This window comes from Amycolatopsis sp. NPDC049159 (assembly GCF_040648295.1).
GTDB lineage: Bacteria > Actinomycetota > Actinomycetes > Mycobacteriales > Pseudonocardiaceae > Amycolatopsis > Amycolatopsis pretoriensis_A.
On the sequence record NZ_JBEZDL010000014.1, the window covers coordinates 17,365 to 39,650 of the forward strand.

The 22,286-nt window shown below is 75.1% G+C and carries 2 protein-coding genes; both read right to left on the reverse strand.

Annotation, left to right across the window (positions count from 1 at the left end; translation table 11 throughout):
- Nucleotides 1-10 precede the first annotated feature (10 nt).
- The gene (locus AB0B33_RS25335; RefSeq protein WP_360776202.1) at nucleotides 11-19,447 is read right to left on the reverse strand and encodes a type I polyketide synthase; all 19,437 of its coding nucleotides are present in this window, start codon (nucleotides 19,445-19,447) and stop codon (nucleotides 11-13) included.
- A gap of 58 nt (nucleotides 19,448-19,505) precedes the next feature.
- The gene (locus AB0B33_RS25340; protein ID WP_360776205.1) at nucleotides 19,506-22,271 is read right to left on the reverse strand and encodes an acyltransferase domain-containing protein; all 2,766 of its coding nucleotides are present in this window, start codon (nucleotides 22,269-22,271) and stop codon (nucleotides 19,506-19,508) included.
- Nucleotides 22,272-22,286 lie beyond the last annotated feature (15 nt).

The window sequence follows — 22,286 nt, forward strand, 5'->3', positions numbered from 1 at the left end:
CAGGGGTGGGTCATCGGGAATCGGTACCGTCGAGCGCCAGCCGCACCAGCGCTTCGGCGTCCAGTTCGTCCAGGTCGTCGCCGGCGTCGGTGGCGTCTTCGAGGCCGGCCAGCTCCAGCAGCGCCGACATCAGGCCGGCGTCGCGGAACTTCGCCAGCGGCACGGTGGCCAGCGCCGCCCGGATCCGGGCTTCCTCGGGGTCGGCCGCGGCGCCGGGCCGCAGGACCTCGAGGAGGTGCGCGGCGAGTGCCGCCGGGGTCGGGTGGTCGAAGACGACCGTCGCGGGCAGGGCCACGCCGGCCGCGGCCGCCAGGCGGTTGCGGAACTCGACCGAGGTCAGGGAGTCGAAGCCCAGCTCGGTGAACGGCCGGGCCGCGGGGACGGCGTCGGCACCGCGGTGCCCCAGCGCGACCGCCGCCTCGGTGCGGACCAAGCCCAGCAGCGTCCGCTCGGCCTCCGCCGGGTCCAGCTCGGCCAGCTCGTCTCGCAGGTCGCCGTCGGCCACCGGCTCGGTCTCCCCTGCGCGCCGCGCTTCCGGCACGCCGAGCAGCAACGCGCTCGGCCGCGCCGAGGTGAACGCGGGGACGAACCGCTCCCAGTCGACGTCGGCCAGGGTCAGCGTCGTTTCGTCGCGCCCGACCGCACCGGCGAGCGCGCGGACGGCGAGGGCGGGGCGCAGGGTCCGCAGGCCGCGGCGGCGCAGGTAGTCCTCGGCGTCGTGGTCGGCCGCCATGCCGCCGTCGGCCCACGGGCCCCAGGCGAGCGCGGTCGCGGTCCGGCCCCCGGCCCGGCGGCGTCGCGCGAGGGCGTCGAGGTGGGCGTTGGCGGCGGCGTAGGCGGACTGGCCGCCACTGCCCCAGATCCCGGCGATCGACGAGAACAGGACGAAGGCGTCCAGCTCGGTGTCGCCGAGGAGGGCGTCGAGGTTTTCGGCGCCGGCCACCTTCGCGGCCAGGATGTCCGCGAACGGCGCGAGGTCGGCGTCGTCGAGCGGGGTCGCTCCCCCGGTGCCGGCCGCGTGGACGACTGCCGTGAGGTCTTCGCCGATGTCGTCGAGGACCTCGGCCAGCGCGGTTCGGTCGGCTACGTCGCAGGCTGCGATCGTGGCCTTGGCACCCAAGGCGGTCAGCTCGGTCAGGAGGTCTTCCGCGCCGGGCGCCTGGCGGCCGCGGCGGCTGGTGAGGACGATCCGTTCTGCTCCGGCGGTGGCCAGCCAGCGGGCGACGTGGGCGCCCAGCGCGCCGGTGCCGCCGGTGACCAGCACGGTGCCGCGGGGCTGCCACGGGCGTGCGGTGGCGGCGCCGGTGACCGGGGTGAGTCGCCGGGCGAGCCGGCCGGTTTCCCTTACGGCGACCTGGTCTTCGGCCGGGTCGGCCAGTGCTTGGGCGAGGAGTTCTCCGGTTCGGGGGGTGAAGTTCGCGGGCAGGTCGACGAGACCACCCCAGCCGGCTGGGCGGTCGAGGGCGGCGGTGCGGCCGAGGCCCCAGACCTGGGCTTGGACGGCGTCGGGGGCGTCGTCGGTGGCGCCGGTCGTGACGGCACCGCGGGTGACTGTCCACACGGGAGTGCCGGGGGCGGCGCGGAGGAGGGCGAGTGTTGCCGCCACCCCGGCCGGGACGGTGCCGGCTCCCGGGGCCAACGCGAGCAGCGACAGAACGGCGTCCGCCGTCGCGGCGGCTTCCGCCAGGGCCTCGGGGGCCGGGTCGTCGAGCCGGGTCAGCGCGACGCCGTTCGCGGTGAGTGCTGCCGCGATCCGGTCGCCGAGCGTGGTTTCCGTGGCCGGAACGGCCAGCAGCCAGGTGCCCGCCGGCCGCGCGCCGGTCTCGCGGGCCGGTTCCCAGGTGACCCGGTAGCGCCAGGAGTCCACGACGGACTCTTCGTCGCGCTGACGTCGCCAAGTCGACAACGCCGGCAGCAGCGCGGTCAGGGATGCGCGCTGGGCCTCGTCGATCGCCAGTGCGCCGGCCAGTTCGCCGACGTCCTCGCGTTCGACCGCCGACCAGAACGCCGTGTCCGCCGCGGGGGCCGGGGTGGCCGGCTCGAGCCAGTAGTGCTCGTGCTGGAAGGCGTAGGTCGGCAAGGCCACGCGCCCGGCGGGGCCGAAGACCGCCGAGAGGTCCGCGGGCGCGCCGTTCGCGAACAGCGTCGACAGCGCGGTCAGCGCCGCCGTTCCGTCCGGGCGGTCGCGCCGCAGCGACGGGACCACCACGACGTTCTCGGACACGTTGTCGCGGGCCATCGAGCTGAGCACGCCGTCCGGGCCCAGCTCCAGGAAGAAGCGGGCGCCCCGGGCTTCGAGCGTCGCGACGCCGTCCGCGAACCGGACGGCCTGCCGCACGTGGTCCACCCAGTAGTCCGCGGTGAACGGCTCGGCGAGAGCACCGCTCACATTCGAGATCACCGGTATCTCCGCCGGGTGGTAGGTGACCTTGTCGGCGGCCGCGCGGAACTCGTCGAGCATCGGGTCGAGGTGCGGTGAGTGGAAGGCGTGGCTGACGCTGAGGCGCTTGGTCCGGACGCCGCGGTCCGCGAATTGCGCGGCCACAGCGAGGACTTCGGGCTCGTCGCCGGAGATGACGACGGACGCCGGGCCGTTGATCGCCGCGATCGAAACCCGGTCGCTCAGCAGCGGCAGCACGTCGGCTTCCGGTGCGGCGATCGACACCATCGCACCGCCCTTCGGCAGGGCCTGCATCAGCGCGGCGCGCGCCGAGACGAGCAAGCACGCGTCTTCGAGGGAGAACACGCCGGCGACGTGCGCCGCGGCCAGCTCGCCGATCGAGTGCCCGGCGACGAACGCCGGCCGGACGCCCCACGACTCGAAGAGCCGGTAGAGCGCGACCTCGACGGCGAACAGCGCTGGCTGGGTGAAGCCGGTCTCGTCCAGGCCCGGGGCGTCGCCGAAGACGACGTCGCGGACCGGCACGGTGAACTCGGCGCAGATCGTGTCGAACGCCGCCGCGTAGACCGGGTAGCGGTCGTACAGCTCGCGGCCCATGCCGGCTCGCTGCGCACCCTGTCCGGTGAACAGCACCGCGAGCTTGCCGGCCGACGCCGTGCCGCGGACCAGCCCGGGTGCGGGTTTCCCGGCGGCCAGCGCGTGCAGGCCGGAGAGCAGTTCGTCGCGGCTGCCGCCGAGCACGACCGCGCGGTCCTCGAAGCGGGTGCGGGCGAGCAGGGCGCCCGCGATCGCCGCGGGGGAAGGGTCCGCCGGCTCGCGGCCGGGCAGCGCACCCGCCACCGGGGAAGCATCCGCGACGGCGGCCGCCAGCTTGCGGGCCTGGGCGCGCAACGCCGGTTCGCTCTTGGCCGACAGTGCCCAGGCCACCACCGGCGGCTCCGGTACCGCGGCCGCCGGCGGAGCCGGTTCGGCGGGCAGTTCCAGGATCGCGTGCGCGTTGGTGCCCGAGATGCCGAACGCCGAGATCCCGGCCCGGCGCGGGCGTCCGGTCGCCGGCCAAGCACGCTGCTCCGTGAGCAGCTCGACCGCTCCGGCCTCCCAGTCCACCCGGGACGAAGGCGCAGCCACGTGCAGCGTCTTCGGGAGCACGCCGTGGCGCATGGCCATGACCATCTTGATCACGCCGGCCACGCCCGCCGCCGACTGGGTGTGGCCCAGGTTGGACTTCAAGGAGCCCAGCCACAGTGGTTCCTCGCGGTCCTGGCCGTAGGTCGCCAGTACCGCCTGCGCCTCGATCGGGTCGCCGAGGGTCGTCCCGGTGCCGTGGGCTTCGACCGCGTCGACGTCCGAAGTGGACAGACCTGCGCTCGCCAGTGCGGCTCGGATCACGCGTTGCTGCGAGGGACCGTTCGGTGCGGTCAGGCCGTTCGAAGCGCCGTCGGAGTTGACCGCCGAACCGCGCAGGATGGCGAGGACCTCGTGGCCGTTGCGGCGGGCGTCGGACAGGCGCTCCAGCACGACCATGCCCGCGCCTTCGCTCCAGCCCGTGCCGTCGGCGTCGTCCGAGAAGGCCTTGCAGCGGCCGTCCGGGGAGAGGCCGCGCTGGCGGCTGAACTCCACGAAGATGTCCGGCGTGCCGAGGATCGCGACGCCGCCGGCCAGTGCGAGGTCGCACTCACCTTGGCGGAGGGCCTGGCCGGCCAGGTGCAGCGCCACCAGCGACGACGAGCACGCGGTGTCCACCGTGACCGCCGAGCCCTCCAGGCCCAGGTGGTAGGCGACCCGGCCGGACAGCACGCTGCCCGCGTTGCCGGTCATCAGGTGCCCTTCGACGCCTTCCGCGGCGGACGTCGGACCGGCGGCGTAGCCCGAGTGGGCCGCGCCGACGAACACGCCGGTGTTGCTGCCGCGCAACGTGCCCGGCTCGATTCCCGCTCGTTCGAACGCCTCCCACGAAACTTCCAGGAGCAACCGCTGCTGCGGGTCCATGGCGAGGGCTTCACGCGGCGAGATTCCGAAGAAGCCCGCGTCGAATTGCGCGGCGCCGGGCAGGAAGCCGCCGCCGGAGGCGTAGAACGTGCCCGGGTGCGCCGGGTCCGGGTGGTACAGCTCGTCGACCGGCCAGCCGCGGTCGGCCGGGAAGCCGCCGATCGCGTCGCGGCCCTCGGCGACCAGGCGCCACAGGGCGTCGGCCGAATCGACGTCGCCGGGGAAGCGGCAGCTCATCGCCACGATGGCGATCGGGTCGTCCGTGCGGTTCCGGGTCGGGACGACCTTGACCGCCGCGGGGGCCCCGCCGGCCAGTTCGCCGTGCAGGAAGCCGGCCAGCACCTCGGGGTTCGGGTAGTCGAAGACGAGCGTCGCGGGCAGCGTGCGGCCGGTCGCGGTGGCGAGCCGGTTGCGCAGCTCGACCGCGGTCAGCGAGTCGAAACCGCTGTCCTTGAAAGCTTTCGCGGCGTCGATCGCGTCGGGGCTCGCGTGCCCCAGCACCGCGGCGACGTGCTTGCGGACGAGGTCCAGCAGTTTTTCGCGCGCCTCCCCGGCACCGAGGCCGGCGAGCTGGGCGGCCCAGCCGTCGTCGGTGACGGCGGTCCGCGCGCTGCGGCGGACCGGCGTGCGCACGAGCCCGCGCCACAGCGGGGCGAGGTCTTCGGCGGCGCGCAGGGCGGCGAGGTCGACGCGCATCGGCACGGCGACCGGGCGGCCGAGCCCGATGGCGGCGTCCATCGCGGCGAGTGCGTCCGCTGTGGACAGCGGCCGGATGCCGGCGCGTTCGATGCGGCCGCGGTCGCGCTCGCCCAGCTTGCCGGTCATCGCGCTGGACAGGTCCCACTGGCCCCACGCGAGCGAAACCGCGGGCAGGCCGCGGGAACGCCGTCGCGCGGCCAGCGCGTCGAGGGCGCTGTTCGCCGCCGCGTAGCCGCTTTGCCCGGCCGCGCCGACGATCCCGGCGACCGAGGAGAACAGGACGAACCAGGCCAGGTCGTGGTCCCGGGTAAGCCTGTCGAGCGCCTCCGCACCATCCACTTTGGCGCGGAGCACGGCGGAAACCCGTGCCGGTGTCTGCGCTTCGAGCACGCCGTCGTCCAGTACGCCGGCCGCGTGCACCACCCCGATCAGCGGCTGCCCGGCGGGGATCGCCCGCAGCACGTCCGCCACGAAACCGGGCTCGGCCACGTCGCCGGCGGCCACGACCACCTCGACGCCGAGCGCGGTCAGTTCGTCGACGAGCCCGGCGGCGCCGGGTGCGTCCAGGCCCCGCCTGCCGACGAGCACCAGCCGCCGCACGCCGGGGCGGCGGGCGAGGTGCCGGGCCACCGCCGCGCCGAGCGTGCCGGTGCCGCCGGTGACGAGGACGGTGCCGGCGGGTTCGCGAGGCGGCAGGGTGAGGACGTTCTTGCCGATGTGCTTGGCCTGGCTGACGAACCGGAACGCGTCGGCGGCGCGGCCGAGGTCCCAGGCGCGCACCGGCAACGGCGTCAAGTCGCCGCGGCCGAACGCGGCCAGCAGGTCGGCGAAGATGGCGGCGATCCGGTCCGCGCCGGGGTCGCCGAGGTCGAAGGTGTGGTAACCCGGGCCTTCGCGGACGTCGGTCTTGCCCAGCTCGACGAACTGCCCGCCGGGCTTGAGCAGCTCCAGCGAAGCGTCGGTGAACGCGCCGGTCAGCGAGTTCAGGACGACGTCGACGCCCGCGGCGAACTTCTCGCGGAAGTCCAGGGTGCGGGAGCTGGCCAGGTGGGCGTCGTCGAGGCCGAGCTCGCGCAGCGCGGCGTGCTTGCCCTCGCTCGCCGTCGCGAACACCTCGGCGCCCTTCCAGCGCGCGAGCTGCACCGCGGCCATGCCGACGCCGCCGGCGGCCGCGTGCACGAGCACCGACTGGCCCGCTTCGAGGCCACCGAGGTCGAACAGGCCGTAGTAGGCGGTGACGAACGCGACCGGGACGGTGGCCGCCTCGGCGAACGTCCACCCGGCCGGGATCGGGGCCAGGCGGCGCGCGTCGGCGGTGGCCCGCGGCGCGAAGGCGTCGTCGACGAGGCCGAAGACGCGGTCGCCGACGGCGAGGTCGCGGACGTCGGTGCCGATCTCGACGACCACACCCGCCGCTTCGGAGCCGAGGCGGGCCGCGGGGTCCGGGTACATGCCGAGGGAGATGAGCACGTCGCGGAAGTTGAGGCCGCCCGCGCGGACCTCGATCCGGACGTCACGCGGGTCGAGCGGCGCTTCGGTCGCTTCGGCCAGGGTCAGGCTGTCGGTGGTGCCGCCGCCGGTGGTGACGAGCTGCCACGAGTCGCCGGTCGGTGTCAGCGGCATGCCGGTCGCGCGGACCAGCCGGGGCGCGGTCGCGACGCCTTCCCTGAGCGTCAGCTGCGGTTCGCCGAACGCATCCACAGTGGACAGCAGCGCTTCGGAGCGCGGGTCGTCGTCGACGTCGACGAGGAGGAACCGGCCGGGGTGCTCCGACTGCGCGGACCGCACCAGCCCGGCGGCGGCCGCCGCGGCGAGGGCGCCGTCGGCCGCGCCGCGGGTCACGACGACGAGTTTGCCGGCCTGCTCTTCGGCGAGCCAGGCCTGCAGCTTCTCCAGGACCCAGGCGGCGGTTTCGTGGACGTCGTCGCCGGTCACCCGGGCGAACACGAGTTCCTCGCGGGCGGCGCCGGGGTCGGCGGTGACCTCGGTCCAGGCCTGCTCGAAGAGCGTGTCGGGGACGGCGGCCGCGGCGGGCGCGACCGGGCGCAGCAGCAACGACCCGACGGTCACCACGGGAGCGCCGGTGGTGTCCCACGCGGTGAGCGCGACGGCGTTCTCCCCCGCCGGGCTCAGCCGGACCCGCAGCTCGGTGGCGCCGGTGGCGTGCACCGCGACGCGGGTGAAGGAGAACGGGATCCGGGCCGCGCCGTCGTCGGGGGTGACGATGCCGAGGCCGAGCGGGTGCAGGGCGGCGTCGAGGAGGGCCGGGTGGATCGCGAACCCGGTGGCGTCGAACGGTTCCGGCAGCGCGACTTCGGCGAACACGTCGGTGCCGTCGCGCCAGACGCGGGTGAGGCCGCCGAAGGCCTCGCCGTAGACGAAGCCCATCGCGGCGAGCCGCGCGTACAGCCCGGTGGTGTCGACCGGCTCGGCCCCCGCGGGCGGCCACTCAACGGCACTTTCACGTGAAAGTGCAGCTTGGCTGACGCCGCCGGTGGCGTGCTGGGTCCAGTCGGCGTCGGCGTGCCGGGAGTGGACGGCGATCGGGCGGCGGCCGGCGGAGTCCGCTGGGCCGGCCGAGACCTGGACGGTGACCGCGCCGCGGGCGGGCAGCACCAGGGGCGCGGCGAAGGTCAGCTCGTCGACGACGTCGCAGCCGACCTGGTCACCGGCCTGGACCACGAGTTCGAGCAGGGCGGTGCCGGGAACCAGGACGGTCCCGGCCAGCGCGTGCCCGGCCAGCCACGGGTGGGTTTCCAGCGAGAGGCGTCCACTGAGGACGGTGCCTTCGTCGCCGGCGAGGTCGACGGCGGCGCCGAGCAGCGGGTGTTCGAGCGCGCCCACGCCGACGGCGCCGAGGTCGCCCCGGGCCGCTCCGGCGCGCGGCCAGTAGCGCTCGCGCTGGAACGGGTAGGTCGGGAGGTCGATGCGGCGGCCGCCGGGGAAGAACGCGGCCCAGTCGACGTCCACGCCGTGGACGTGAACAGTGCTCAACGCTGTGAGCAGTGCTCTCTCGTCATCCCGCTCTCGTCGCAGAGCACTGATCGCGGTTCCGTCGACCATCGCGCTGAGCACCCCGTCGGGACCCAGCTCCAGGAAGATTCGGGCGCCCTCGGACTTGAGGGTGGCGACGCCATCGGCGAAGCGGACCGCCTCGCGGACATGACGGACCCAGTAGTCGGCGGTGAACGGCTCGGCGAGAGCACCGCTCACATTCGAGATCACCGGAATCGCCGCGGGGTGGTACGTGAGGGACTCGGCGACCGCGCGGAACTCCTCCAGCATCGGGTCCATCAACGGCGAGTGGAACGCGTGACTCACCGTGAGGCGCTTGGTCTTGACGCCCCGCGCGGCGAATTCCGCGGCGATGTCCAGGACCGCGGCTTCCTCGCCGGAGATGACCACCGACTCGGGGGTGTTGACCGCGGCGATGGAGACGCCGCCGGTCAGCGCGATCTCGGACTCGGGGGCCGCGATCGAGACCATCGCGCCGCCCGGCGGGAGAGCCTGCATCAGCGAGGCGCGCGCCGAGACCAGGCGGCAGGCGTCCTCGAGGGACAGGACACCGGCCACGTGGGCGGCCGAGATTTCGCCGATCGAGTGACCCGCCACGAAGTCCGGGCGGATGCCGAGGGACTCGACCAGGCGGTAGAGGGCGACCTCGACGGCGAACAACGCCGGCTGGGTGAACTCCGTGCGGTTGAGCAGCTCAGCGTCGTCGAAGGCCTCGCGGAGTGGGGGGTCGAAGTGGGCGAGCACGGCGTCGAAGGCGGCGGCGTAGGCCGGGAAGCGGGCGTAGAGGCCCTGGCCCATGCCGGCTCGCTGGGCGCCCTGGCCGGTGAACAGCACCGCCAGCAGGGCGTCCGGGTCGGACGTGCCGGTGATGATGTCCTCGCCCAGGCGCACGGCGCGGTGCTCGAGGCGGGCTCGGGTGGTGGCCAGGGAGAAGCCCAGGTCGACCGGGTTCGCGTCCGGGAGGTGGCTGATGAGGGTGTCCAGGGCGGCCGCGTCGTGGGCGGAGAACACCTGGGGCAGCAACGCGTCCGTGGGTTCCGGCTCGGGGTGCGGCTGACCGGCGGGGGCCTGTTCGAGGATGGTGTGGACGTTCGTGCCGCTCACGCCGAACGCCGAGACCGCGGCCCGGCGGGGACGATCGCGCTCCGGCCACTCGCGGGGTTCGGTGAGTAGCTCGACGGACCCGGTCGTCCAGTCCACCTGGGACGAGGGGGTGTCCACGTGCAGGGTTCGCGGCAGGACGCCGTGGCGCAGGGCCTCGACCGTCTTGATGACGCCCGCCATGCCGGCCGCCGCCTGCGTGTGCCCGAGGTTGGACTTGACCGAGCCGAGCCACAGGGGCTCTTCGCGGTTCTGGCCGTACGTGGCCAGGAGGGCCTGGGCCTCGATCGGGTCGCCGAGGCGGGTGCCCGTGCCGTGGGCCTCGACCGCGTCGACGTCCGAAGTGGACAGACCCGCGTTGGCGAGTGCGGCGCGGATGACGCGCTGCTGTGACGGGCCGTTCGGGGCGCTCAGGCCGTTGGACGCGCCGTCCTGGTTGACCGCCGAACCGCGGACCACCGCGAGGACCTGGTGGCCGTTGCGCTCGGCGTCCGAAAGGCGCTCCAGCAGGATCAGGCCGACGCCTTCGCCCCAGCCGGTGCCGTCGGCCGCGTCGGCGAAGGGCTTGCAGCGGCCGTCCGCGGCGAGACCGCGCTGGCGGGCGAACTCCAGGAACGCCATCGGCTTGGCCATGATCGCCACGCCGCCGGCCAGTGCCAGCGAGCACTCGCCCTGCCGCAGCGCCTGGCTCGCCAGGTGCATCGCGACCAGCGCCGACGAGCACGCGGTGTCCACCGTGACGGCCGGGCCCTCCAGCCCGAACGTGTACGACAGCCGCCCGGACATCACGCTGGGGGCCTCGCCGGTGAGCAGGTAACCCTCCGAACCGGACGGTCCCTGTTCGAGGTTCGAGCCGTAGCCCGAGCTGCTGGCGCCGACGAACACACCGGTCGCGCTGCCGCGCAGCGAAGCCGGGTCGACGCCCGCGCGCTCGAACACCTCCCACGCCGTTTCCAGCAGCACGCGCTGCTGCGGGTCCATCGCCAGCGCCTCGCGCGGCGAGATGCCGAAGAAGCCCGCGTCGAACTCCGCCGCGCCGGCCACGAACCCGCCGACTTCGGCGAAGTCCGCGTCACCGAAGGAAGCCAGGTCCCAGCCGCGGTCGGCCGGGAACGCCGTCAGCGCGTCGACGCCGTCGGTGACCAGGCGCCAGAGGTCTTCCGGCGAACGGACGCCGCCGGGGAAGCGGCAGCCCATCGCGACGATCGCGATCGGCTCGTCGGTCGCGGCGGCCGACGTGACCACCGCGGTCTCGTTGCGGCCCAGCAACAACCGCCGCAGCTCGTCGGCGAGCGCGGCCGGCGTGGGGTGGTCGAACACCAGCGTCGCCGGCAACGTCAGCCCGGTCGCCGCGTTGATCCGGTTGCGGACCTCGACCGCGGTCAGCGAGTCGAAGCCCAGCTCGCGGAACGCGCGCCCGGCCGGAACCGCCGTTGCCGAGTCGTGTCCGAGGACCGACGCGGCCTGGGCGCGGACGAGGTCCAGCAGCAGCCGGCGGGCTTCGGCTTCGCCGAGTTCGGCGACCCGGCGGGCCAGCGCCGGACGCTCGGTCTCCGGCTCGTCGGACGCCTCGAGCAGCGCCCGGACCTCGGGGATGTCTTCGATCAGCGGGCGCCGCCGCGAAAGCGTGAAGCCGGGCGCGAACCGCGCCCAGTCGACGTCGGCCACGGCGAGGAAGACCTCCCGCGCGTCGAGGGCCTGGCAGAGCGCCTCCACCGCGGCTTCCGGTGCCATCTCGCGGAGCCCGCGGCGGCGCAGCTGCTCTTCCAGCTCGACGTCGCCCGCCATGCCCCCGCCGCCCCAGAAACCCCAGGCCACCGAGGTCGCGGCGGCCCCGCGGGCGCGGCGCTGCTCGGCGAGGGCGTCGAGGTAGGCGTTGCCCGCGCCGTACGCTCCCTGGCCGCCGGAGCCCCAGACACCGGCGTTCGAGGAGAAGAGCACGAAGGCGTCGACGTCGTCGCCGAGCAGCTCGTCCAAGTTCCGGGCGCCCGCGACCTTGCCGCCGACGACGTCGGCGAACTCGGCCGCGGTGGTCTTGCGCACCGGCGTGGCCTGCGGCAGCCCGGCGGCGTGCACGACCGCGCGCACCAGCTCGCCGAGGTCCGCCAGCAACGCGGCGAGCGACTCGCGGTCGGCGACGTCGCACGCGGCGATCGTCACCCGCGTCCCGAGCGCGGTCAGTTCGGCTTCGAGGTCGGCCGCGCCCGGCGCGGCCGGACCGCGGCGGCTCGTGAGCACCAGGTGCTCGGCGCCGTCGGTGGCGAGGCGGCGGGCCACGTGCGCGCCCAGCGCACCGGTGCCGCCGGTGATCAGGACCGTGCCGCGCGGCTTCCAGCGCTCGGCCGGCGGGGTGAAGGGAGCGCGGACCAGACGCCGGGCCAGCAGCCCGGACTCGCGGACCGCGACCTGGTCCTCATCGTCCACACCGGACAGTGCGGCGGCGAGCAGGCCCGCGGTCGCGGCGTCCGGTTCGGCGGGCAGGTCGAGCAGGCCGCCCCAGATCGCGGGCAGTTCCAGGCCGATCACGCGGCCCAGGCCCCACGTCATGGCCTGCGCCGGACGGCGGTCGAGCCCACCGCGGGTCAGCAGCCACAACGGCGTCTCGCCGTCGGCCATGGCCTGGGCCAGCGCGAGGTTCGCGGTGGCGCCGGCGGGCAGGAAGTCCGCCTCCGGCGACGGGGTTTCGTCGAGCGCGAGCAGCGACACGACCCCGGCGCAGCCCTCCGCGCCGGTGAACTCCGAGACCACGACGGGCTCGGCACCGTGCGCGGCGAGGGCGGCCGGGACACCGGCGTCGTCGTGGCCCTCCGGGACGACGACCAGCCAGCGTCCGGACAGTTCCGGCGCGGACGGCGTGGCGACGGGCTTCCACTCGACGCGGTAGCGCCACGAGTCCACTTCGGACGCGGCGCGGGCGCGCTCACGCCAGCGGGTCAGGGCGGGCAGGACTTCGGCCAGGGTGCTGGCCGGGCCCACGTCGAGCGTGCCGGCGACCGCGTCGAGGTCGAGGCCGTCGACGGCGGCCCAGAACGCGGCGTCCACCGGGTCGGCGGCCGGCTGCGGGGCGACACCCGCGTCGAGCCAGTAGCGGCGGCGCTGGAAGGCGTAGGTGGGCAGGTCGACGCGGTGGGCGCCGGGGAACGCGGGCGTCCAGTCCACGACGACCCCGCGCACGTGGGCCTCGCCGAGCGACCGCAGGAACCGCTCGTACCCGCCGTCGTCGCGGCGCAGCGAACCGAGCGCCTCGACGCCGTCGGCCTCGCCGATCGCCATCGTCAGCACCGGGTGCGGCGAGGATTCGACGAACGTGCCGAAGCCTTCCGCGGCGAGCGTGCTGACGGCGACGTCGAGCCGGACGGTCTCGCGGAGGTTCGTGTACCAGTATTCGGCGTTCAGCTCGGCGCCGTCGATCCAGGCGCCGGTGACGGTCGAGAAGAACGCGATGTCGCCGGTGCGCGGCCGGATCGGGGCCAGCACGTCGAGGAGTTCGCCGCGCAGCTGCTCGACCTGCGCCGAGTGGGACGCGTAGTCGACGGGGATCCGCTTGGCACGCACGCCGTCCGCCTCGCACGCGGCGATCAGCGCGTCCAGGGCGGCGGGCTCACCGGAGACGACGACGGCGGCCGGGCCGTTGACCGCGGCGATCGACACCCCGTCGGTCAGCCGCGCTTCGACCGCGGCCAGTGGCGCCGCGACGGAAACCATGCCGCCGCCCCCGGCCAGCGCCAGGATCGCCCTGCTGCGCAACGCGACCACGCGAGCACCGTCCTCGAGGGACAGCGCACCCGACACCACGGCGGCCGCGATCTCGCCCTGCGAGTGCCCGACGACCGCGTCCGGCACCACGCCGAACGAGCGCCACAGCTCGGCCAGCGAAACCATGACGGCCCACAACGCGGGCTGGACGACGTCGACCCGCGACAGGGCGTCCGCGTCGGCCAGGACCTCCCGCAGCGACCAGTCCACAAAGGATGACAGAGCGGCCGCGCACTCGTCGAGCCGGGCGGAGAACACCGGCGACGACGAAGCCAGTTCGAGGGCCATGCCCGCCCACTGCGAGCCCTGGCCGGGGAAGACGAGCGCGGTCCGGCCGGTGCCGGCGGCCCCGGTGGCCACGTTCGGCGCCGGAACGCCCTCCGCCAGCGCGGAAAGCCCGGCCAGCAGCGCGTCCCGGTCGCCGGTGACGACCGCGCGGTGCGGGAAGGCGGTCCGGGAGGTGGCCAGCGAGAACGCGAGGTCGGCCAGGTTGTGCTCGGCCGCACACCCCTGCAGCGCGATCGCTTGCGCCTGCAGCGCCTCCGGCGTCTTCGCGGACAGCACCCACGGCACGACCGCCGGCTCGGGCGTCAGCTCGACGTCGACGGTGTCGCCCTGCTCCAGGATCACGTGGGCGTTGGTGCCGGAGATGCCGAACGACGAGATCGCGGCCCGGCGCGGCCGGGCCGGGTCCCAGTGCCGCGGCTCGTCGAGCAGGCGCACCGCGCCGCTCTCCCAGTCCACGTGGGACGACGGCGTTTCCGCGTGCAGCGTCCGCGGCATCAGGCCGTGCCGCAGCGCCTGCACGGTCTTGATCACCCCGGCGACACCGGCGGCGGCCTGGGCGTGGCCGATGTTCGACTTGAGCGAGCCCAGCCACAGCGGCTCTTCGCGGTCCTGACCGTAGGTGGCCAGCAGTGCCTGCGCCTCGATCGGGTCGCCCAGCGCAGTTCCGGTGCCGTGCGCCTCGACGAGGTCGACGTCCGAAGTGGACAGACCGGCGTCGGCCAGCGCCGCGCGGATCACGCGCTGCTGCGCCGGTCCGCTCGGGGCGCTGAGCCCGTTCGACGCGCCGTCCTGGTTCAGCGCGCTGCCCTTCAGCACGGCGAGCACCGGGTGGCCGAGGCGCCGCGCGTCGGACAGCCGTTCGACCAGCAGGATGCCCGCGCCCTCGGCCATGCCCATGCCGTCGGCGGAGGCGCCGAACGCCTTGCAGCGCCCGTCCGCGGCCAGGCCGCGCTGGCGGCTGAACGCGGTCAGCGACGCCGGCGTCACCATCACCGCGACCCCGCCGGCGAGGGCGAGTGAGCACTCACCGCGACGCAGGGCCTGCGCGGCCAGGTGCAAGGCCACCAGCGACGACGAGCAAGCCGCGTCGATGGTGAGCGCGGGCCCTTCCAGGCCGAGGGTGTAGGCGACCCGGCCGGACAGCACGCTCGACACGCTGCCGGTGAGCAGGTGCCCTTCGAGGCCGTCCGGGATGTCGCGCATCCGCGCGTGGTAGTCCTGGTAGTTGGCGCCGACGAAGACGCCTGCGGGCTCGCCGCGCAGCGTGGCCGGGTCGATCCCGGCGTGCTCGATCGCCTCCCACGAGATCTCCAGCAGCAGCCGCTGCTGCGGGTCCATGGCCAGCGCTTCGCGCGGCGAGATGCCGAAGAAGCCGGCGTCGAAGTCGGCGACGTCGTGCAGGAAGCCGCCGTGGCGGACGCTCGACGTGCCCTGCTCGTCGGCGTCGCCGCCGAACAGCTTCGCCAGGTCCCAGCCGCGGTCGGTCGGGAAGCCGGAGATGGCGTCGCGGCCTTCGGCGACGAGGGTCCACAGGTCGTCGGCGGACCGCACGCCGCCGGGGTACCGGCAGCCCATGCCGATGATCGCGATCGGGTCGTCGGCGTTCGCGACCCGGGTCGCGGTGACGGCCTCGGTGCGCGTGCCGAGCACCTGGTCCCGCAGGTGCGCGGCGAGCCGCCGCGGCGTCGGGTGGTCGAAGACGAGCGTCGCGGGCAGCCGCAGCCCGGTCGCGGCGGCGATCCGGTTGCGGACGTCCAGCGCGGTCAGCGAGTCGAAGCCGAGGTCGGTGAACGGCCGGTCCGGCTCGACGGCGGCGCCGTTCGCGTGCCCGAGCACCGCGGCGGCCTGGGCGCGGACCAGCTCGAGCAGCAGCCGGTCGGCCTCGTCGCCGGAGAGCCCGGCGAGCTGCCCGGCCAGCGCCGGTGCTTCCGCCGCGGGCGCCTTCGCGGTTTCCTTCAGCCGCTTGACCTGCGGCAGGTCGTCGAAGAGCGGCCGGGCGCGGCCGGCGGTGAACACCGGCAGGAACCGGGCCCAGTCGACGTCGGCCAGCACGGCGAAGGTCTCGTCGTGGCCGAGGGTTTCGTGCAGGGCCGCGATCGCGGTGGCCGGGTCCATCAGCGGCAGGCCGCGCCGGGCGAGCTGCCCGGTGTCGACGCCTTCGGACATCCCGCCCTGGCCTTCGATCTCCGTCGGGGCCCAGACGCCCCAGGCGATCGACGTCGCGGTCGCGCCCCGGGCCCGGCGCCGCTCGGCGAGGGTGTCGAGGAAGTTGTTGGCGGCCGAGTAGCCGGCGTGGTCGCCGCTGCCCCAGACGCCGGCGATCGAGGAGAACAGGACGAACGCGTCGAGGTCGTCGCCGAGCAGCTCGTCGAGGTGCCGGGCGCCGGCCACCTTGGCGCGGACGACCTCGGCGAACCCGGGCAGGGTCGTCTCGGTCACCGGCAGCAGCTCGACCGTGCCCGCGGCGTGGAAAACCGCGCGGACCGGCTCGTCGAGGTCCGCCAGCAGGCCGGCGAGGGCGTCGCGGTCGGCGACGTCGCAGCGGGCGAGCGTGACGCGGGCGCCGAGGGCTTCCAGCTCGGCGGCCAGCGCGGTGGCGCCGGGCGCGTCCGGGCCGCGGCGGCCGGTCAGCACCAGGTGCGACGCGCCTTCCCCGGCGAGCCAGCGCGCGACGTGCGTGCCGAGCGCGCCCGTGCCGCCGGTGACGAGGATCGTGCCTTCGGGCCGCCACCGGGCCGGCCGGGCCTGCTCGCCCTTGCCCGCGGTGTGCAGCCGCCGGACCCGGACGCCGCCGGGCCGTACGGCGAGCTGGTCTTCGTCGCCGGCCGCGGCGAGGATCCGGCCGAGCTGGTCCAGCTCGGCGGCGGTCGGCTCCGCGGTCAGGTCCACGAGACCGCCCCAGCGGTCGGCGTGCTCCAGCGCGAGGACGCGGCCGAGACCCCAGAGCGGCGACTGCTCGATGCCCGGCAGCTCGTCGGCGGGACCGGTGCGGACCGCGCCGCGGGTCAGCACCCACAGCGGCGCGCCGATCCCGGCGTCCCCGAGGGCCTGGGCGAGGACGAGCGTGAGGATCAACCCGGCCGGGCTCCCGGGGAACTCCGGGTGCGGCCGTTCGTCACTCGCGAGCAGCGAGACGACGCCGTCGTACGGCCCGGCGAAGCGCTCGGCCAGCGCGGCCCGGCCGGTGTCGGTGAGCACGAGGGTCTCGACGTCGGCGGTGCGGGCCAGCGCGTCGACGACGTCCTGGCCGGAGCCGTCTTCGCCGCGCACGACGAGCCAGCGCCCGGACGGCGTGGCGGCGCGCAGGTCGGCGGGCTTCCACGTGATCCCGTACCGCCAGGCGTCCACAGTGGACTCGATGGTCCGGCGCCGCCGCCACTGGGCCAGCGCGGGGAGGACCTCGTCCAGCGGGGTGTCGACGGAGACGCCGAGGGTGCCCGCGAGGTCCGCCGGGTCGGCACGGTCGACGACGTCCCAGAACCGCGCGTCGGCCGGGGCGACCCGGCCGCCGTGGCCGTCTTCGGTGTGCAGCCAGAAGCTTTCGCGCTGGAACGGGTAGGTGGGCAGGTCGACGCGGCCCGCGCCGGGGAACGCCGGGGTCCAGTCGACCTCGACGCCGGCGCAGTGCGCTTCGCCGAGCGCCAGCTGGAACCGGGCGAGCCCGCCGTCACCGCGGCGCAAGGTGCCCAGCGCGGTCGCGGTCTCGCCGATGGCCATCGTCAGCACCGGGTGCGGCGACGCCTCGACGAACGTCCCGAACCCGCGCTCGGTCAGCGCGCGGACGGCGTCGTCGAGCAGCACGGTGCCGCGGAGGTTGGTGTACCAGTACCCGGCGTCCAGCTCGGCGCCGTCGGCCCAGTCGCCGGTCACGGTGGAGAAGAAGCCGGTCCCGGCGGTCCGCGGGGTGATCGGGGCGAGCACGTTCAGGAGTTCGTCGCGGATCTCTTCGACCTGCGCGGAGTGCGACGCGTAGTCCACCGGGATCCGCTTGGCGCGGACGCCATCGGCCTCGCACGCCGCGATCAGCGCGTCCAGGGCCCGGGGTTCGCCCGAGACCACCACCGCGGCCGGGCCGTTCACCGCCGCGATCGACAGCCCGTCGGTCAGCAGTGCCTCGACGGTCTCCCGCGGGGCGGCCACCGAAACCATGCCACCGCGCCCGGCCAGCGCCAGGATCGCCTTGCTGCGCAACGCGACCACGCGGGCACCGTCCTCGAGGGACAGCGCGCCCGACACCACGGCGGCCGCGATCTCACCCTGCGAGTGCCCCACGACCGCGTCCGGCACGACGCCGTACGACCGCCACAGCTCCGCCAGCGAAACCATGACGGCCCACAACGCGGGCTGCACGACGTCGACCCGCGCGAGCGCGTCCGCGTCCGCCAGGACGTCCCGCAACGACCAGTCCGCAAAGGACGCCAGCGCCACCGCGCATTCGTCGAGCCGGGCCGCGAACACCGGCGCCGAAGAAGCCAGCTCCAGCGCCATCCCGGCCCACTGGGAACCCTGGCCGGGGAAGACCAGCGCGACCTTGCCCGGCTTCCCGGCCACTCCGGAGACCACGGCGTCGTCCGGCGCACCGGCGGCGACCGCGGCGAGCCCGCGGAGGAGTTCGTCCCGGTCGCGCCCGACGACGACGGCCCGGTGCTCGAAGCGCGCCCGCGTCGCCGCCAAGGAGTAACCGACCTCCGGCAGCCCCAAGCCGTCCACATCGGACAGTCGAGCCGCCTGCGCGCGCAAGGCTTCCGCGGTGCGTCCCGAAAGGACCCACGGGACGACCGCCGGCGCCGGAGCCGGTCCGGGGACTTCGGCGGGCGGCGCGGCTTCGAGGATCGCGTGCGCGTTCGTCCCGCTGATGCCGAACGACGACACCGCCGCCCGGCGCGGGTGGTCGCGCTCGGGCCACTCGACGTCGTCGGCGAGCAGCCGCAGCGTGCCGCCGGACCAGTCCACTTCGGACGTCGGCCGCCCGGCGTGGCGCGACTTCGGCAACGTCGAGTGCTGCAAGGCCAAGACGGCCTTCATGACCCCGGCGACACCCGCCGCGGCCTGGGTGTGCCCGATGTTCGACTTCACCGAACCGAGCCACAGCGGCTGTTCCGGCGACCGGCCGCGGCCGTAGGTCTCCAGCAGCGCCTGCGCCTCGATCGGGTCGCCGAGCGGCGTCCCGGTGCCGTGCGCCTCCATCAGGTCGACCTGGCTCGCCGCCACGCGGGCGTTCGCGAGCGCGTCGAGGATGACGCGTTCCTGCGACGGACCGTTCGGCGCGCTGAGCCCGTTCGACGCGCCGTCGGAGTTGACCGCCGAGCCGCGCACGACCGCGAGCACCGGGTGCCCGTTGCGCTGGGCGTCGGAAAGCCGTTCCAGCACCAGCATCCCGGCGCCCTCGGCGGCGCCGAACCCGTCGGCGTCGGCGGAGAAGGGCTTGCACCGGCCGTCCGGGGAGAGTGCCCGCTGCCGGCTGAGCTCGATGAGGATGCCCGGGGTGGCCATCACGGTCACGCCGCCGGCCAGCGCCAGCGAACACTCGTCGCGGCGCAGCGCCTGCACCGCCCAGTGCAGGGCGACCAGCGAGGACGAGCACGCGGTGTCGACGGTGACCGCGGGGCCCTCCAGGCCGAGGACGTAGGCGATCCGGCCGGACGCGACACTGGTGATCGTGCCGGTCAGCAGGTGCCCCTCGACCGATTCGGGCACCTTGTGCGAGCTCGGCACGTAGTTCTGCTGCATGGCCCCGACGAACACGCCGGTGCGGCTCGACTTCAGCGTCCGCGGGTCGATGCCGCCGCGCTCGAGGGCTTCCCACGACGTCTCCAGCAGCAGCCGCTGCTGCGGGTCCATCGCGAGGGCCTCACGCGGGGAGATGCCGAAGAAACCCGCGTCGAACCGGTCGGCGTCGTGCAGGAAAGCGCCGCCGCGCATGGAGAACGTGCCCGGCCGCGAGGGGTCCGGGTCGTACAGCGACGCGAGGTCCCAGTCCCGGCCGTCGGGCAGCTCGCCGATGACGTCCTCGCCGTCGGTCACCAGCCGCCACAACGCTTCCGGCGTCTCGATCCCGCCCGGGAAGCGGCAGCCCATGCCGACGATCGCGATCGGCTCGGTTTCCCGCGCCTCGAAGTCCCGCAACCGCTGCTTGGCCTGGCGCAGGTCCGCGGTGGCCAGCTTCAGGTAGTCGCGAAGCTTGTCCTCGTTCGACATGTGCCGTCAACTCCGTGCCTTGTACGCGCCTTGGTGGCGGCGGTGGCCCGACCCCGTCTCAGGACAGGTCGAGCTCTCGGTCGAGCAGTGCGAAGATCTCGTCGTCCGACGCGGCGTCGAGCGGGGCGTCCCCGGCTTCGGGGCCGCCCGCCTCGTCCGTGCCGTCCAGCCGGAACAGCAGGTCGCGCAACCGGACCTTGACCCGGCCGTGCAGCGGCGGCCCGCCCGCGTCCGCGAACAGCGCCCGCTCCAGCCGGTCGAGCCCGGCGAGCACGTCGGAGTCCTCGGTGGACGGCCGGAGCGCGCCGAGCAGGTGCCCCGCCAGCGCGTCCGGGGTCGGGTAGTCGAAGACCAGGGTGGTGCGCAGCTTCAGCCCGGTCGCCTCGGCGAGCCGGTTGCGCAGCGCCACCGCCGTCAGCGACTCGAACCCGAGCTCGCTGAACGCGCTGTCGCCGTCGATCCCGGCCGCGGTGTCCCGGCCGAGGACCTCCGCGGTGTGCTCGCGGACCAGGTCCAGCACCAGTTCGGCCCGCGCGGGCTCCGGCAGCGCGGCCAGCCGCGCGGCGAACCCGCCCTCGGGCGCGGTGCGGGTGACCGGCTCGGCGTGCGGAGCCCGGACGTACTCCCCCGGCAGCGCCCCGAGCACGACGTTTTCGGCGGAGAAGACCGGGCGCCCCACGCTGTCGGTGGCCGCCACCGACACCGAGTCCGGGCCGGTGGCCCGCAGCCGGACCCGCAGCGCCGGCGCGCCGGCCGTGTGCAGGGCCAGCCCGCTCCACGACGACGCGAGCCAGCCCTCGGACTCCGCCGCGGCGGGGAACAACGCGACCGACTGCAGCGCGGAGTCCAGCAGTGCGGGGTGGATGCCGTACCCGGCACCGCTCCCGGCCTGCACCGGCAACGCCACTTCGGCGAACAGCTCGCCGTCGAGCGACCAGGCGCCGGTGAGCCCGCCGAACTCGGGACCGAGCTCGATCCCGTGCGCCCGCAAGCGATCCCGCGCGATCGAAGCGTCTTCGGCGACCGCGCCCGGCGGCGGCCATTCGACCGGTGGCGCGGCCGCGCCCGCCGCGCCCGCGGTCTCGGCCATGATCCCGGTCGCGTGCCGCGTCCACGGCCCGCCCTGGGCGGCGCCGACCGAGTCGGGCCGGGCGAACACGCCGATCCGGCGCGCCCCGGCGTCGTCGACCGGGCCGATCCGCACCTGCAGGCACAACGCCTCTTCGGCGAAGACGACCGGCAGGTGCTGGGTGAGCTCTTCGATCCGGGCGCAGCCCAGCTCGGACGCGGCGTGCAGGGTCAGCTCGACGAGCACGGCCGAGGGCAGCACGGTCCGGCCGAACACCGTGTGCCCGGCCAGCCACGGCTGCTGCGCGGCCGACAGCCGTCCGGTGAACAGCCAGCCGCCGTCCTCGGCGAGTTCGACGGCCGCGCCGAGCAGCGGGTGCCCGGCGGCCAGCAGGCCGGCGGCGGCGACCGTGGCGTCCGAACCGGACTCCGGCAGCGTCACCGGCTCCGCGCCGCCGGGGAAGGCCGCCGTCCAGTCGACGCCGACGCCGGACACGTAGGCCGCGGCGAGCGAGCCGAGGAACGAGCGCGGGCCGTCTTCACGACGGCGGATCGAGCCGAGCACCACCGCGCGGCCGTCCAGCGTGTCGATCGTGTCCTGCACCGCGACCGTGAGCACCGGGTGCGGGCTGATCTCGGCGAAGACGCCGAGGCCCTGCGCGACGAGCCCGCGGGTGGCCTCGTCGAAGCGGACCGGGTTGCGCAGGTTCCGGAACCAGTAGCGGGCGTCGAGGACGGCGGTGTCGAGCGGTCCTTCGGTCACCGTCGAGTGGAACGGGACGGCGGTCGACGACGGCGCGAGCGGGGCGAGGTCGGCCAGCAGCCGGTCGCGGATGCCGTCGATGTGCCGCGAGTGCGCGGCCAGCCCGACCGGGATGCGCCGGGCCCGCACGCCCTCGGCGGTCAGGTCGGCCAGGAGCTCCTCCACCGCACCGGAATCACCGGAGACGACCACCCACGACGGCGCGTTCACGGCACCGATGTCGAGCCCGTCCCGGCCCGCCAGCCGCGACCGGACGTCGGCGACCGGCAGGGGGACGGAGATCATGTCGCCGCGGCCGGACAGCGTGGCCTGCGCCTGGCTCCACCGCGCGGCCACCCGCATGCCGTCCTGGTGGGACAGCGCGCCGGTCGCGCAGGCCGCGGCGACCTCGCCGAGGCTGTGCCCGACGACGGCGGCGGGTTCCACGCCGTGCGAACGCCAGAGGGCGGCCAGCGCCACCATCACCGCGAACAGCACCGGCTGCACGACGTCGGCGCCGTCGTCCAGCGTGGGCGCGCCGGGGCGGCCGTGCAGGACGTCCACAATGGACCAATCGGCGAACGCCGCAAGCGCGGCGTCGCAGCGCGCGATCTCCCCGGCGAACACCGGCGACCACTCCAGCAGGTCCAGCGCCATGCCCGGCCACTGCGAACCCTGGCCGGGGAAGACGAACACGACCCGCTCGGCGCGCCGGGCGCTGCCGCGCACGACGTCGGGCGGGTTCTGCCCGGCCGCCAGCGCCTCCAGCCCGCGCAGGCCGCCGTCGCGCCCGCCGGAGAGCAGCACGGCGCGGTGCGCGCGGCCGGTGTCCTCGGCGGCGACCGAGCGCGCGAACGACTCGAACGGCGTGTCGGGGTGCTCGGCGAGGTAGCGCGCGAGGCGGTGGGCCTTCGACCGCAGGCCCGCCTTGCTGTCGGCGGAGACGATCAGGGGCACGACGTCGTGACCGCTGCCGGTGTGCTCGTGCTCGGTCGTCAGGGTCGGGGTGGCCACTGGTGTACCTCCGGG